The following is a 13,708-nucleotide window of genomic DNA, read 5'->3' on the forward strand; positions in this document are numbered from 1 at the left end:
TGCAGGGCTGCTGAATGAAAAAATCTCTTTTTTGGTTGCTGGCGCTGGTGCTGTCACCCGTCGCCGTGCTGGTGGTGATCACGCCGATGGACAGCCAAAAGCAGTATATTTTTGGTCTGTTAAGTATCGGTATTCTCTTTCTGATGGGCTTCAGCAAGCGCCGCAGCGTATCGGTCATTATGGTCGTCACGTCGCTGCTGATGTCCACCCGTTACATGTATTTTCGCCTCACGCAGACCCTGCACTTCAACTCGTCCATTGAAGCTATTCTCGGCATGGGACTCTTTCTGGCGGAAGTCTATATCTGGGTGATGCTACTGCTTAACTATCTGCAGACGGTCTGGCCGCTGAAGCGCGGCATTGTTCCGCTGCCGGATGATATGAGTAAGTGGCCGACGGTCGATATCTATATTCCGAGCTATAACGAACCGCTGGAGGTGGTGCGCGATACCGTCCTAGCGGCACAATGCATTGATTATCCAAAAGATAAAATGAAAATCTATCTTCTGGATGACGGTAAGCGCAGCGAGTTTGCCGTCTTCGCCGCCGACGTTGGGGTGGGCTATATCACCCGCAATGACAACAAGCACGCCAAAGCGGGGAACCTTAACCATGCGCTGACCCTGACTCAGGGGGAGCTTATCTGCGTTTTCGACTGCGACCACGTCGCCACGCGCGTCTTCCTGCAGGCCACCGTCGGCGGTTTCCTGAAAGACCCGATGCTGGCTCTGGTGCAGACGCCGCACTACTTCTATTCCCCGGACCCGTTTGAACGTAACCTCTCCGTCGGACGCAACATTCCCAACGAAGGGATGTTGTTCTATGGCCCGATTCAGCAGGGGAACGACAACTGGAACGCCACCTTTTTCTGCGGCTCCTGCGCGGTGATCCGTCGCGAGGCGCTGGCGCAGATCGGCGGTTTCGCCGTCGAAACGGTGACCGAAGATGCTCATACGGCGCTGAAGTTTCAGCGTCTGGGGTGGAAGTCGGCCTTTCTCGATATCCCACTGGCCGCAGGCCTCGCTACTGAACGCCTGGTGGTGCACGTCATCCAGCGTACCCGCTGGGCGCGCGGGATGACGCAGATTTTCCGCGTCGATAATCCGCTGTTTGGCCGCGGGCTGACTTTTCAGCAGCGCTTGTGCTATCTCAGCGCCATGCTCTACTACCAGTTCGCGCTGCCCAGGGTGGTGTTTGTCACCGCCCCGCTGGCTTACCTGCTGTTTAACCTCAATATTATTTACTCGTCGGCGAGCCTGATCGTCTCCTATGCCCTGCCGCACCTGTTCCTCGCTATTTACGTCGGTTCGCGAATGAACGGCCGCTATCGCTACAGCTTCTGGGGGGAAATTTACGATATTGTGCTGGCCTTCCACCTGGTGCTGCCGACCCTGGTGACGATGATTTTCCCTAAACGCGGCAAGTTCAACGTCACCGATAAGGGCGGCCTGCTGGACGTCGGCTACTTCGATTTCACCGTGGTGCGCCCGCACCTGGTGGTGGCCTGCCTGCTGGCCCTGGGGGTGGTGGTCGGCATCGTCCGGGCGATTGGCCATGACTACTTTGGCTCGGATCCCAACGTTATCGCCCTCAACGTCGGGTGGGGGATCTACAGTCTGATCTTCCTGCTGGCGGCGATTGCCGTGGCGCGCGAAACGCGGCAGGTGCGAAAAACCATTCGTATCGATGTCGACATTCCGGTGGTGATCCATTACGCCAGCGGCATCGTCTCGCGCAGCCATACCGCGGATCTGTCGATGGGCGGCTGCCGCGTGGTCGCGCTTGATAATCGCCATCTGGAGGATGACATCGAAGAGATTGAGCTGATCCTGCAGTCCGGGGCTATCTCGATTCCGGCCCAGCTGGTCACCTCTGACGAGCGCTTCCTGCGCCTCAAGTTTGATGAAGATATTCCGCTTTCGCGCCGCCGTGAACTGGTGCGCGTGGTGCTGGCCCGCGCGGATGCGTGGATTAATCCGCCGCGCCCGCAGGATAACCCGTTCCGCTCCTTCTTCACCATTTTACGCTGCGTGTTCGAACTGTTCTGGCTGACGTGGAAAACCCGTCGCAGCCAGCGCAATCGGGCAACAGTGGCGAAAACGGCGCAGGAGGATGGGACGTTATGAAGCGATTAACCACGCTGGCGCTGCTGGCAGGGATGCTTTCTGCGCCTGCGCTACACAGTGAAGAACCGGGCTCCGGCTCCGCTGCCCCGCTGAGCTTCCCGCAGCTCAACGACGCGGCGGACAGCGAGCCAGGCGACGAACCTCCGGCTGCCTCGCCGGAGGAGGGCGCCTCTCCGGCAGCCCCCGCCACCGCCGGCGATGCGGTGGCGACGGCCCCTGCGCCGGTTATGCCGGACTTACCCCCGCCGGTGAGCGGCACGGCCGCGCCGGAGGTCATTCCTGTCGCTCCGGTCTGGGGAGGCGATCTGAATCTGGCGCAGATGGGGATGCCGGACGGGATTATCCTCAGCGGCGACCAGCGACAGGGTGGGGTCAGCTTTACCCTGCCTGCCGATCAGGTGGTGATCCATTCGCAGCTCAGCCTTGCCGTTCGCGTATCGCCGGAGATGGCGAGCCGCAACGCCACCCTGCAGCTGATGCTCAACGGTCAACCGCTCGGCACGCTGCCGCTGGGCGCCGATGGCGAGGATGTCTCCCATTATCAGCTGGATATTCCGCCCGCGCTGATGGTCTCCAGCAATAACCTGAGCGTGAAGATCAACGATGGCGATACCCTGCAGTGCCAGCGTGACATTCATGATACGTCGCGCGTGACGGTGCTGCCCACGTCGCATTTCAGTTGGGAAAGCCAGCAGCTGAACATCAGCGACGACCTGAGCCACTTCCCGCGGCCCTTCTTTGACAGCATGCAGATGACCCCGGCGGACATTGCGGTCGCCTATGGGGCCAAGCCGTCGGCGGACGTCTTCAGCGCCGCGGCGCTGATCTCCTCCTGGCTGGGTATCCAGGCGGACTATCGCGGCATCGCCTTCAGCGCTCTGCGCGACCGTCTGCCGGAACGCCACGGCATCGTGATTGGCCATCCGGGGGAGCAGGTGGGCGGCATGATGCTGCCGGAAACCGATAAGCCGCTGCTGCGCATCATCGCCAACCCCGCCAATCCGGCCTATAAACTGCTGCTGATTGTCGGCAAAAACGATACGGCGCTGCGCATGGCCGCCTGGCGGTTAACCCGCGGCAACTTTGCGCCGCAAACCGCGACGCTGGATGTCGAACCGCAGACCATCCCGGTTGGCAAAGCATATGATGCCCCGCGCTGGATCCCCACCGATCGTCCGGTCAAGCTCAGCGAGCTGCTGCGTAAGGATCAAAGCCCGACCGTCAGCGGCGTCTGGCACGAACCTTTACGTATCGCCTTCCGCGCCGCGCCCGATCTCTATCTGTGGGATGGAGAGACCATTCCGCTACAGGTTGGCTACCGCTTCCCGTCGGAAAGCTGGATTAATGAGGACAAGTCCTTGCTGAGCGTCACGCTCAACGGCACCTTCCTCAACAACCTGCCGATGAACAAGCAGGGGCCGCTGGAGAAAGTCTGGCGCTACCTCGGGGGCGATGCGCGCCAGGAGCGCTTTACCATCCCGCTGGCGCCCTACCTGATTTACGGCGATAACCAGCTGTCGATGTACTTCAATGTGGTGCCGAAGGACGATGTTCCGTGTTCGGTGCTGCTGAATAACAATATCAAGAGCCGGATCACTGACGACTCCTGGATCGATTTGAGCAAGACGCGTCACTTCTCGCTGTTGCCCAATCTCTCCTACTTTGTCGGCGCCTCGTTCCCCTTCTCGCGGCTGGCGGACTATTCGCAGACGACCCTTCTGCTGCCGGCGGACCCGTCTGAAACCCAGGTGGCGACCCTGCTGAATCTGGCGGCACGCTCCGGGAACGCGACCGGCACCGCGCTGGCGAATAACCGCGTCGTGCTCGGGATGCCCACCGGCGGGGGGGATTTGCAGTCGCTGCGTGAACGTGACGTGCTGGCGGTCACCGCTCTCGATCAGCAGGCCTTTAACCAGAGCCTGCTGGCCGACTCACCCTATCGCCCGGTAGATAATGTGCTGAGCGTCCGCGAGCCAGACCTGTGGCAAAAAGTCCAGCGCCGGCTCACCGGCGACTGGACTTCCGCCAGCCTCGACGCCGATCGCTACTTTTCGTCGAGCAGCGCCTGGCGCGGGTTCATCAGCTATCGCTCGCCGTGGAATTCCACCCGCCTGGTGGTGGTGGCGCTGGCCAGCAATGATGACCAGCTGGCGCGACTGAAGACCGATCTGGAATCGCCGCGCATTAACGCCGGGATCCGCGGCGATACCGCGGTGATCACCAGCGATAACGGGGTGCGCAGCTTCCAGGTGAGTACGCCGTTCCCCAGCGGTCAGATGCCGTGGTACATGATGGCGGTCTGGTATGCCAGCCAGCACTCAGGTTTCCTGGCGGTGCTGGGGCTGATTGCCACCTCGATAATGGGACTGGCGCTGACCGCGATGTTTAAACGTCACGCCCGTAAGCGTCTGGGTTCGGGGGATAACCAATGAAAAGAAAAATAATAATAACGATGAAGACCTCCCGTCGGCTTACCACGTTCTGCCTCACCGGCGCGTTGACTCTCGCTGCCTCGGGCGGCGCGCTGGCGGCGGGGAACGACGCGGCGCTACAGGCGCTGTTCGCTCAGGCCAACTACTGGCATGAGAAATCTCATGACGAGCTGGCGATGGAGTCCCTGCAGAAGGTGCTCTCGGTGGATGCCAACAACACCCAGGCGCTGTATCTGATGGCGCTCTGGTCGCAGCAGGGCGGCGATATGCAGGCGGCGGCGCAGTGGCGCGCGCGGCTGGCGAAAGCGGCCCCTGACAGCCCGGGATTACAGGATCTGGACAACGCCAAAAAGATGTCGCAGGTGCCGCAGGGCCAGCTCAGCCTGGCCCGCCAGCAGGCGCGCGGAGGCAATATCCCCGGGGCGCTGGCGACCTGGCGCAGCATGTTCAATGGCAATACGCCGCCTGCCGGGCTGGCGGCGGAATATTACCTGACCATGGCCAGCGACAAATCGCTCTATCCGCAGGCTATCAGCGAGCTGCGCCAGTACGTGGCGCAGCATCCGCAGGAGAACGCCCCGCGGGTGGCGTTGGGCAAAGCGTTAACCTGGCGGGAAGAGACTCGCCGGGAAGGGATCGCCCTGCTCGAGCCGATGGCCAGCGGCAATAAAGAGGCGGACAGCGGCTTGCGCCAGGCGCTGCTCTGGCTGGGCCCGCAGGCCGGGGATGAGCAGTATTACGACACCTGGATGCAGCGGCATCCCCAGGACAGCGAAGTTCAGAATTACTTTCGCGAACGGCGCAGCGGTCAGGCGCGCGGCCAGGGCTACGCCAACCTCAACAGCGGCAATACCGCCGGCGCGAAGCAGCAGTTTGAAGAGGTATTGCAGACTAACCCCCAGGATGCCGATGCGCTGGCGGGCATGGGCTATATCGCCCAGCGCAGCGGCGACTACCAGGCCGCGTCGCAGTATCTGAGCCGGGCCGCGGACCTCGGCGGCGACGCCTCGGCGACCCGTCGTCAGCAGGCGGCCGATGCGCTGTTCTACGGCCAGCTGGCGCAGGCCCAGCAGGCCTATAAGCAGGGCAATATCAGCCAGGCGCTGGCGCTCTCCGCGCCGTTGGCGCAGCAGAGCGGGGCGCAGGGCGCCTCGGCGAAGCTGTTCCGCGCCGATGTGCTGCGGCACAACAAAGATTTGCCCCAGGCGGAGCAAACGCTGCGCTCACTGTTAAATGACGATCCGCAGAACGCGGCGGCGCGGGAAAATCTCTATTACGTGCTGCGCGAGCAGAATAAATCCGCCGAGGCGCAGGCGATGCTGCAGACGCTCCCGCAGAGCCTGCGGCAAAAACTGCAGCCGCGGGTGGTGGCCGGTATGCCGGGCGATGCCCTGCGCCGTCAGGCCCAGGCGCAGGTCAGCAGCGGTAACCCAGCCGGCGCCATTGCCACCCTGCGCGAAGGCGTCGCCCGCTATCCGGACGATCCCTGGCTGCGCCTCGACCTGGCCCGGCTGCTGCAAAAATCGGGTAACGGCAGCGAGGCCTCTTCGCTGATGTCGGCGGCCTATCGCCCCAGCGCCAGCAACAGTGCGCTGTATGCCGCCGCCCTGTTTGCCAGCGAAAACGGCGCCTGGCAGCAGGCGCAGACGCTGCTGGCGCGCATTCCCGGCGGCAGCCAGACCAGCGACATGCGCGATTTGCGCCAGCGGGTGAACTACAACCTGCAGTTGGTGACGGCCGAAAACTACCTGGCGCAGGGCAATACCATCGCCGCCAGCAATACCCTGCGGGCGATGGCCTCCACGCCGCCAAAAGCCCCGGCGGACGCCGGCAAGCTGGCGCGTCTGCTGGCCGAGAGCGGCGACCTGACCACCGCGGTCTCGCTGGTGCGCAACAATATCAGCAGCGGCGTATCCGGCAATGCCGGGGATTACGCCGATCAGATCGCCGTCCTGAATCAGGCCGGGCTGACCGGCGAGGCGCAGAACCTGATCAGCAATCCGCAGCTGCAGGCCAGCAGTACGCCGACGCAGCTGGCGAGCATTCGCAATGGCTATGTGATCAACGAAGCCGACCGCCTGCGCGAGCAGGGCAATTACGCTGCGGCGTATGACAAGCTGATCCGCGCTATGCAAAGCGATCCGCAAAATACCGATCTGATGTTCGCCATGGCGCGGCTGTACCAGAGCGGCAAAATGAACAAAGAGGCCGGGGTGGTCTATGACTACCTGATGACGCGCGATACGCCGAACCAGGATGCGCGCGCCGGGGCCATCGACGTGGCGCTGTCGGCGGGGAACAACGATCGCGCTGAACAGCTGGCCGGCGGTTTGCGCCAGGATAACTCCCCGGATCGCCTGCTGCTGCTGGCGAGAGTGGCGGAGGCCCAGGGACATCATCAGCAGGCGATGACCTATCTGCGCAGCGCCCGCGGCAAACTGCTGGGCATGCAAAGCACCAACAGTAGCGAAACGCCGACCGTCGGCGGGGTGCTGGCGGCGGATAACCCCTTTATCGGCGTGTCGCAAACGTCGGCGCCGACGCGGACGGCCTCCGCCTACGGGCAGTACATGCCGTGGCAGGTTGCCCAGTCGGCCGCCGCGCCTGGTTCCACGCTGCCGGGGATCCAGCGCACCGATCTGCCGGTGGACACCGCCCAGACGCGGATGCTGCGTCAGGTGGACACCATGATGGAGTCGCTGCAGGAGAAAACTGGCAGCTGGCTGCAGGGGGGAATGGACGTGCGTGGACGCGACGGCGAATCGGGCACCAGCAAGCTGACGGAGCTCCGGACGCCGCTGACCTGGTCATCCTCGCCGTTTGGCGACTCGCGCTTTGACTTTACCGTCACCCCGGTGTCTTTGAACGCCGGGACTGCCAGCGGCGACGCCTGGCGTCGCTACGGCGCCAACCCGCTGGCTAACGCGGTCTCCAACATGGTGAGTACCGCCACCAGCGAGCAGGCGGCGATCGCCTCGATGACCGAGGCGGAGCGGACGGCCTATTTCGCCAGCAATCCAGGGGCCGAGGCGTTAAGCGGCCTCGGCACCCTGAACGCGGCAGATTTCAATCCGACCACCAGCAGCGGGATGGAAAACCTGGCGAAGCTCGGGAGCTATGATGCGGGGCAGGTGGCCAGCTATCTCTCTTCGTCCAGCCGCAAGCCGAACGTTGACCAGACCAGCGGCTCGACCGATTCGCAGAAGGCCAATGGCGTCGAACTGGCGCTGGCGTTAAGCGGTGACGATTACCGGGTCGATATCGGCAGCACGCCGTTGGGCCAGGATCTTAATACCGTAGTCGGCGGGGTGAAATGGTCGCCCAAGCTGACCAACTATCTGTCGCTGATCCTCACCGGCGAACGCCGCTCGCTAACCGACAGCCTGCTTTCCTACGTGGGTCTGAAAGACGCCTATTCCGGGAAAACCTGGGGGCAGGTGACGAAAAACGGCGGCACCCTGCAGCTGAGCTATGACGACGGCGACGCGGGCTTCTATGTCGGCGGCGGTGGATACAGCTATCTGGGGCAGAACGTCGCCAGCAACACCAGTATCAACGCCAATGCCGGGGTCTATCTTCGTCCCTACCATGACGAATACCGCCAGCTGCAGGCCGGGTTGAGCATGAGCTATATGGATTACTCCAAAAACCTCAGCTACTTCACCTATGGTCAGGGGGGCTACTTTAGTCCGCAAAACTACGTCAGCGTATCGCTGCCGGTCAGTCTGACGGAGAAATATGATAACTGGACCATGAAGCTCGGCGGCTCGGTGGGCTATCAGTCTTACAGTCAGGATAAGAGCGCCTATTTCCCGACCAATTCGGAGTGGCAGCAGACCCTGGAGACGGCGGTGAGCAATGGGTTTGCCAAGGAAGCCTACTACTCCGCGACCTCGAAGAGCGGCATAGGGTATACCCTGCGCGCCGGGGCGGATTACAAGGTCAACAAACAAATGACCCTGGGGGGCCAGATTGGCTATGACACCTTCGGGGATTATAACGAAAGCACCGCCGGGCTCTATATTCGCTATATGTTAGGAGATCATTGATGATGACGGAGAACAATAACCCGGTGGTGATGACCTGGTTTCAGCAGCAGCAGACGCCTGCCGGATGGTTCGATCTGTTGATTATTATGATCGAAGGTATGCTAAATAATGCCGGCGAGCTGGAAAGCCAGCCCTTCCTGCGTCAGATGGGCGCCTCGCTGGCGGAGACCCATCCGCTGCCGGCGTCGGAGACGGTGGGGGATCTGGAGGCCAATATCAACCGGCTGCTGACTCATTTTCACTGGGGCGTGGTGACCATCGATGTCGGTGAGGACGGCCTGCGCCTGCGCCATCAGGCGTTGCCGGTCAGCCGCGACGAAGCGGGGCGCGTGCGCTGGTGCAACGCGTTCTGTGCCATACTCGAGGGGTTATATTCTCGCTGGCTGCAGAGTCAGGGAGGCAGTGCCCACGTGATACTGCAGCGTGAGCGGGTGTTCTCCGTCTCTGACGTTCAGTTTCTCTACTACCATCCATAAAGAGTGAATTTATGCCCCTGCGTGCTTTAGTGGCGGTGATAGTGACAACGGTAGTGATGCTGGTGCCCAGGGCGTGGGCGGATACGGCCTGGGAGCGCTATAAGGCCCGTTTTATGATGCCGGATGGTCGTATCATTGATACCGCCAATGGCAATGTGTCGCATACGGAAGGTCAGGGCTTCGCCATGCTCCTGGCGGTGGCGAATAACGATCGTCCGGCGTTCGACAAGCTGTGGCAGTGGACGGACAACACTCTGCGCAACAAGTCTAACGGGCTGTTTTACTGGCGCTATAACCCGGTGGCGCCGGACCCTATCGCCGATAAAAACAACGCCTCCGATGGCGATACCCTGATCGCCTGGGCGCTGCTGCGCGCGCAAAAGCAGTGGCAGGATAAGCGCTATGCGATTGCCTCTGACGCCATCACCGCCGCCCTGCTGAAGTCTACGGTGGTGACTTTCGCCGGTCGCCAGGTGATGCTCCCGGGCGTGAAAGGGTTCAACCTCAATGATCACCTGAACCTTAACCCTTCCTATTTCATCTTCCCGGCCTGGCGCGCCTTCGCGGAGCGGACGCATCTCACCGCCTGGCGGACATTGCAGAGCGACGGACAGGCGCTGCTGGGGCAGATGGGCTGGGGGAAATCACATCTACCCAGCGACTGGGTGGCGCTGCGGGCGGATGGCAAGATGCTGCCAGCCAAAGAGTGGCCGCCGCGGATGAGTTTCGATGCGATCCGTATCCCGCTGTATCTCTCGTGGGCCGATCCGCACAGCGCCTTGCTCGCGCCCTGGAAGGCCTGGATGCAGAGTTACCCGCGCCTGCAAACCCCGGCGTGGATCAACGTCAGCACCAACGAGGTGGCCCCCTGGTATATGGCCGGCGGCCTGTTGGCGGTGCGCGATCTGACGCTGGGTGAACCGCAGGAGGCGCCGCAGATTGACGACAAGGATGATTATTACTCTGCCAGCCTCAAGCTGTTGGTCTGGCTGGCGAAACAGGATCAGCGCTAAATACGGTGATTGATTTGCCGCCTTCCCCGCCCGTATGCCTGCGGGCTGAGAAGGTGGAATGGGAACGTCTCACGATGTAAGGCCGCCAACATAGGCGGCCTTGTCGCTTATTGCGGATAAGGCACCCAGCTACCGCCATTCAGCTGGACATAAGGCTTGCCCTGATACTGGATGACGATGGCGTTGGCGTTCTCGGACACCGCCGCGCTCTGCGGCAGGTTGGCGACATACTGCTGCCAGTTGACGCTGTCCTCGCTGAACATTTTGCCGTCGAGGGCGCGCACCACCAGCTCCGACACCGCCAGATAACTGCTGGGCTGATCGATGATAATCGGCGCCCCTTCATGCGGCGCCTTCATGCCGAAGAATTTCACCGCCGTCGGGACGTTAGTGATCGACGGGCTTGGAATATCGCGCAGGCCAGATACCTGCATCTTATCGCCCTTCAGCGCGCCGCCGTGTTCCGGCACCACCACCACCATCACTTTCCGCCCCGATTTCTCCAGCTCGGTGAAGAAGTTATCCAGGTCATCAAACAGCTTCTGCGCCCGCACTTTGTAGTCTGCGGTTTTGCTTTGTCCCGGGAAGTGGTTGCCGTCATGCAGCGGCAGGGTGTTATAGAAGGTGGCGTTCCGCGGATTGCTGCTGGCCTCTTCGGTCTTCAGCCAGCGGTTGAGGACCGCCAGATCCTCATACACCGGGGAGCCGTCAAACGCCTGCAGGCTGACCGGCAGACCGGTCTGGTCCATCAGCGGGCTCTGCATGCCGCCCAGCGAACGCAGCTCTTTCAGGAAGTCGCCGAACAGACCGTTATGGCCGAGCATCAGCTGCTGGTTGAAGCCGAGCTTCGCCAGGTTTTCAAACAGGTAGCAGTCGGCGCCGGAAGGCTGATACAGGTTGGTATGCGACAGCTGGCCGCAGCAGGCGCGCAGCAGGCGCACCGCCGCCGGGCCGCTGTAGGAGGTCGCGGAGTTAAAGTTTTTGAAGACAATATCAAAGTGCTTCCATAGCGGATGATCCATCAGACCGGCGGCTTCAATATCCGACCAGGAGAGGGAGCAGATGTTGATCACCAGCAGGTCAAACGGCTGCGCATCCGCCGGCAGCTGGTCCGGGAACGGCGTCTTGCGCTTCTGCTCGGCGGCATAGAAAGCGTTCAGCCAGTTGGTCAGGTTGGCTGAGGTCGGCGGCTCGGTCTGCGGCGGAATATCGCTGTTGGCGGGGCTGGACGCGGCGCCAGCGGCGGCGTTGGCCCCGGTATTGGCCTGTGCGGTCGTGGCGGCGGCCGTGGTGGGCTGACCGGAGGGCCATAGGGTAAAGGCCGGCAGCAGCGGGCTGACCGCCAGCCAGACGACCATTGCCGAGACAAACACGGTGACGCGCAGCCACTGGCTGATAAACAACCATAGCACCAGCAAAACAAAGAAGGCGCCAACCATGCTCCAGTTGATAAAGCGGACAATCAGATCCCAAATATAGCTGGCGCTGAAGCCGGCGATTTGCGACCCCTGGCTAAAAATCGACTCTGGCCCGGGCAGCCAGGTATCGTGCCAGAACAGAGCGAATCCCAGCGGAATAGCGATCCAGTGGCGGATACGGTGTAGCTTTTCGCGCGGGATCGGCACCAGCAGAAAGGCGAGAAATACCAGGTTCAGCATCGGATGGAAATTGAGATACCCGGCCCACAGCAGGGCAAACTTGACCAGAAAGTAGAAGTTCCAGCCGCCAAGGCCGCGCCAGTACTGCCAGAGCGGAAGCGGTGCCGCGGTCGTTTTTTTATTTGTCATTTGTTCGCTTTGCCTTGCTTAACCGTTGTTCCCCGGCGTAATACCCCTGCCGGTTTCACGTAACGGGGTTTAAAGAACATCAGTCTTAACGTCGTGCGGATCCGGCGCTGATAGTGGCGCGTCAGGTAGCCCAGCGGAAAAAACAGCAGGGCGCAGAGCACCACCAGTTGCAGAATATCGGCGAGAGACATCATCAGGCTTGCTCCTCGCGGGTGGTTAACCGGTGTGGTTCGGGGTAGCGTCGCCAGTGGCGTCCATCGTGAGTGGCGTTAATGGTCTCGTTTTTACCGACTGAGAGAGGCAGCGGCGTGTTCCAGCGCGCCGGCTCGACGCCGCGCATGATTACGATTTCCGAGAGGATTTGCTTGTCCTCAAACCACACCATACGGTTAGAAAAAATATCGCCGGTCGGCAGCGGGAAAATGTGGTTTAGCGCGGTATCGAGGTCATTGATCCGGCAAAACGACAAAAACAGCACCAGCCGGTTATTGCCGATGGTCATGATGTCGCCCATTCGGTTAGGTTTGCATAACGTCAGCGCCTGCTCAACGCGCAGCCCCGGCGCCGGGCGCAGGGCCACCATCACGCCTTTGCTGTCGGGTGGAAGCAGGGTATTGGTCATCACGTTGTGCACCGCTTCGCAGAAGGCATCCCACTTCTGGTAGCCGCGCAGCTTTAACGGCTGGCTCCAGGTCAGCAGGGTGGCAAAATCTTCCGGGATATGGCGGGAGAACTTTTGGTTCTGTACGCTTTCGATTAGCGTCAGGCAGCGGGAGAGCGATGCGCTGCTGGGGATCACCAGGCTGGCGCCGCTGCTGAGCAGTAGCCGCTCATCGGTCGCGCGCAGGCTCGGGGTTTGTTCACGGACGATGATTTTCAGCGCCGTACCGCGCTGGCGACGCAGGGTATGAATATAGCGGCCCAGCTGTTCAATTTGCGTATTTTGGGTAATGGAGAAGAGGATCGTCGCCGCTTGCGCGGTGCGCCCGGCGTTGAAGACCTCGTCGTTGGTGTCAAACAGCGTCCAGTATTCCGACAGCGGCGGGGCGCCTTCCAGCACGCGCACATGGCTGAGGATCGCTTTTTCGTCGCTGCGCGGCTGCACGCTGGTTTCAGCGTCCTGCGCTAATCGCCAGCCAGCGTCATCATGTTGCACCATCAGCTGCTGTTGGGCGCTGATACCCTTATCGCTTCCCCACCAGGCAATATCAAAGATATGCCGGTCGCCCTGGTAACGAATACTTGCCAGTCCGGAAAGGGAGCGGTACTCACGTAATAAGGGAGTCAGCTGCCGATCGATTTCCTGCGCGGAATTGATCGCTAAGAACGCGCAACGGTGATATTGCGCCCAGCGGCTGGTCTTTTCTACCCAGGCGCATAACTTTTCATTATTTATATTTTGCCAGGCATTTTCAGCGCATAGCAGAATAAACAAATAATTGCCAGGTTCGAGGGAGCAGACTAAATCGCGGTGTATTTCCTCCAGCGCCTGCGGGCGATTCGGCAGGGTGAACAGCGCGATATTATCCGGACCGTGAGTATGATCTAAGGAAATGATATCCTTGGGTTTGTTTCCCATAACCAGCGCGGCAACGTGGCTGTTTTTCGCCTGCGCGGCCAGCGTCTGATTAAACAGGCTGACGGCATCGGCATAACGGTCGACGTTGAGCCACCATACTCCGCCGACCGGCATATGGCACACTTCATCCCATAATGATGAAATACCCAAAGTAAATACATTATCCACGGCATCCCTCGTGCGCCCTGATTGACACTGAATAAGTTTACTAGCGAAACCGACAGAGTAAACCTAACATTGAAATTA

8 protein-coding genes are annotated in these 13,708 nt (G+C 61.0%); 5 read left to right on the forward strand and 3 right to left on the reverse strand.

Annotated elements, in window-relative coordinates; all coding sequences use genetic code 11:
- The first annotated feature begins 14 nt into the window (after positions 1-14).
- The 5 genes from bcsA to KHQ23_RS06435 are packed head-to-tail and all read left to right on the forward strand — an operon-like array spanning position 15 to position 10,096.
- Positions 15-2,126: a UDP-forming cellulose synthase catalytic subunit gene (gene bcsA / locus KHQ23_RS06415; RefSeq protein ID WP_050484911.1), complete on the forward strand. Its 2,112-nt coding sequence runs from the start codon at positions 15-17 to the stop codon at positions 2,124-2,126.
- A complete protein-coding gene (gene bcsB / locus KHQ23_RS06420) occupies positions 2,123-4,558 on the forward strand; it encodes a cellulose biosynthesis cyclic di-GMP-binding regulatory protein BcsB (RefSeq protein ID WP_211776806.1) in 2,436 nt (811 codons plus the stop codon). Before bcsA ends, bcsB begins: the two co-directional genes overlap by 4 nt.
- A complete protein-coding gene (locus KHQ23_RS06425) occupies positions 4,555-8,607 on the forward strand; it encodes a cellulose biosynthesis protein BcsC (RefSeq protein ID WP_020803958.1) in 4,053 nt (1,350 codons plus the stop codon). The genes bcsB and KHQ23_RS06425 overlap by 4 nt, the downstream gene beginning before the upstream one ends.
- On the forward strand, positions 8,607-9,083 hold the full coding sequence (gene bcsD, locus KHQ23_RS06430; protein WP_002921529.1) for a cellulose biosynthesis protein BcsD: 477 nt from the start codon (positions 8,607-8,609) through the stop codon (positions 9,081-9,083). The genes KHQ23_RS06425 and bcsD overlap by 1 nt, the downstream gene beginning before the upstream one ends.
- Positions 9,084-9,094: 11 nt before the next feature.
- Positions 9,095-10,096, forward strand: coding sequence for a glycosyl hydrolase family 8 (locus KHQ23_RS06435; RefSeq protein WP_002921526.1), 1,002 nt, complete (start codon positions 9,095-9,097; stop codon positions 10,094-10,096).
- Between the two features lie 107 nt (positions 10,097-10,203).
- Here KHQ23_RS06435 and bcsG read toward each other — a convergent pair whose 3' ends face one another.
- From bcsG to bcsE, 3 genes are read right to left on the reverse strand one after another with little or no spacing between them, the layout of a single operon-like run.
- Entirely contained in the window at positions 10,204-11,883 is a 1,680-nt protein-coding gene (gene bcsG, locus KHQ23_RS06440; RefSeq protein ID WP_073553659.1) for a cellulose biosynthesis protein BcsG, read from the reverse strand.
- Positions 11,880-12,077, reverse strand: a complete 198-nt coding sequence (bcsF, locus tag KHQ23_RS06445) for a cellulose biosynthesis protein BcsF (RefSeq protein WP_002921518.1) — start codon at positions 12,075-12,077, stop codon at positions 11,880-11,882. The genes bcsG and bcsF overlap by 4 nt, the downstream gene beginning before the upstream one ends.
- Positions 12,077-13,630, reverse strand: coding sequence for a cellulose biosynthesis protein BcsE (bcsE, locus tag KHQ23_RS06450; RefSeq protein ID WP_004173945.1), 1,554 nt, complete (start codon positions 13,628-13,630; stop codon positions 12,077-12,079). Before bcsE ends, bcsF begins: the two co-directional genes overlap by 1 nt.
- Positions 13,631-13,708: the final 78 nt, after the last annotated feature.

It is taken from the genome of Klebsiella sp. 64, from assembly GCF_018223915.1.
Classification (GTDB): domain Bacteria; phylum Pseudomonadota; class Gammaproteobacteria; order Enterobacterales; family Enterobacteriaceae; genus Klebsiella; species Klebsiella pneumoniae.

Bases quoted from the DNA above. Each gene is read 5' to 3' on its own strand.
- bcsA (WP_050484911.1), top strand. From the start codon at position 15: ATGAAAAAATCTCTTTTTTGGTTGCTGGCGCTGGTGCTGTCACCCGTC.
- bcsB (WP_211776806.1), top strand. From the start codon at position 2,123: ATGAAGCGATTAACCACGCTGGCGCTGCTGGCAGGGATGCTTTCTGCG.
- KHQ23_RS06425 (WP_020803958.1), top strand. From the start codon at position 4,555: ATGAAAAGAAAAATAATAATAACGATGAAGACCTCCCGTCGGCTTACC.
- bcsD (WP_002921529.1), top strand. From the start codon at position 8,607: ATGATGACGGAGAACAATAACCCGGTGGTGATGACCTGGTTTCAGCAG.
- KHQ23_RS06435 (WP_002921526.1), top strand. From the start codon at position 9,095: ATGCCCCTGCGTGCTTTAGTGGCGGTGATAGTGACAACGGTAGTGATG.
- bcsG (WP_073553659.1), bottom strand. From the start codon at position 11,883: ATGACAAATAAAAAAACGACCGCGGCACCGCTTCCGCTCTGGCAGTAC.
- bcsF (WP_002921518.1), bottom strand. From the start codon at position 12,077: ATGATGTCTCTCGCCGATATTCTGCAACTGGTGGTGCTCTGCGCCCTG.